This window comes from Bacillus sp. NEAU-CP5 (assembly GCF_026420705.1).
GTDB lineage: Bacteria > Bacillota > Bacilli > Bacillales > Bacillaceae > Bacillus > Bacillus velezensis.
Genome location: NZ_JAPMOV010000016.1, coordinates 1 through 1,049, shown reverse-complemented (window position 1 = coordinate 1,049; position 1,049 = coordinate 1). Strand labels below are relative to the sequence as shown.

1 protein-coding gene is annotated in these 1,049 nt (G+C 60.3%); it reads right to left on the bottom strand.

All coding sequences use genetic code 11. The features are described from left to right. A partial coding sequence (locus tag OTK50_RS19835) for a non-ribosomal peptide synthetase (protein WP_266122009.1) occupies nucleotides 1-1,049 on the bottom strand: 1,049 nt, incomplete at both ends.

Genomic DNA, 1,049 nt, shown 5'->3' with positions numbered 1-1,049 from the left:
TGTAACGGCACCTGAACACCGAACTCTTTGGCGATGCGGGAGACGAGAGCCGTCGCTTTTAACGAATGGCCGCCCCGCTCAAAAAAGTGATCCCGGATGCCGACGGGGCCGTTTTTCAGCACCTCTTCCCAAAGGGCGCAAAGCTTCATTTCCGTGACGTTCCGCGGGGCGGTGTACGCCTGTCTGTCTGCCGCTCCGTCGGGAGCCGGCAGCGCGCGGCGGTCAAGCTTTCCGCTTGGCGTGACCGGCCATTCGCTCATCTTTATGAACTGAGCCGGCATCATGTAGGCCGGAAGGCGTGTCGCAAGCTCCGCCCGCACGTCATCGCTTTCCCGTCCTTCAATATAGGCGTAAAGCGCGGTTTCGCCGTGTTCGTTCCGGGCGGTGACCGCCGCCTCACGAATGCCGTCGATGCGCCGGATCGCCGCTTCGATCTCTCCCGGTTCAATCCGGTAGCCGCGGACTTTCACCTGTCCGTCTGAACGTCCGAGCCATTCGACTAGGCCGTCTTCTGTCCAGCGTGCGATATCGCCCGTCTGATACATGCGTTCTCCCGGGTAAAACGGATCATCGAGAAAACGCTCCTCCGTCAGCTCAGGCCGGTTCAGATAGCCCCGGGCCACCCCTGTCCCCGCGATGTACAGCTCTCCTGCCACGCCCGCAGGCTGGATGGTTCCTCCGCTATCTAATACATACAGACGGGCACCCGGAACGGGTTTACCAATCGGAAGCCGCGTCCGTCCGCTGTCCCGTTTTCGGTCACAGACGTAAAACGCCGCATCAACCGTCGCTTCCGTCGGCCCGTAGCCGTGAATAAGCACGGTCTCCGGCAGAAGATCGGCAAACCGGGCAGCCGTAAGCGGTGAAAGAGCTTCCCCTCCGGCAAACACGCGTGTCAGTGTTCTGCCGAGGTGTGTTCTTGTTTCCGCAGGCTCTGTTTCCAGCGCGTCTAAAAAGCTGTTGACCATCGCCGGAATAAAATGCGCGGTCGTCACCTTTTCTGAGGCAAACGCTTCAATCATCCGCACAGGATCTTTCTCCCAGCCGGC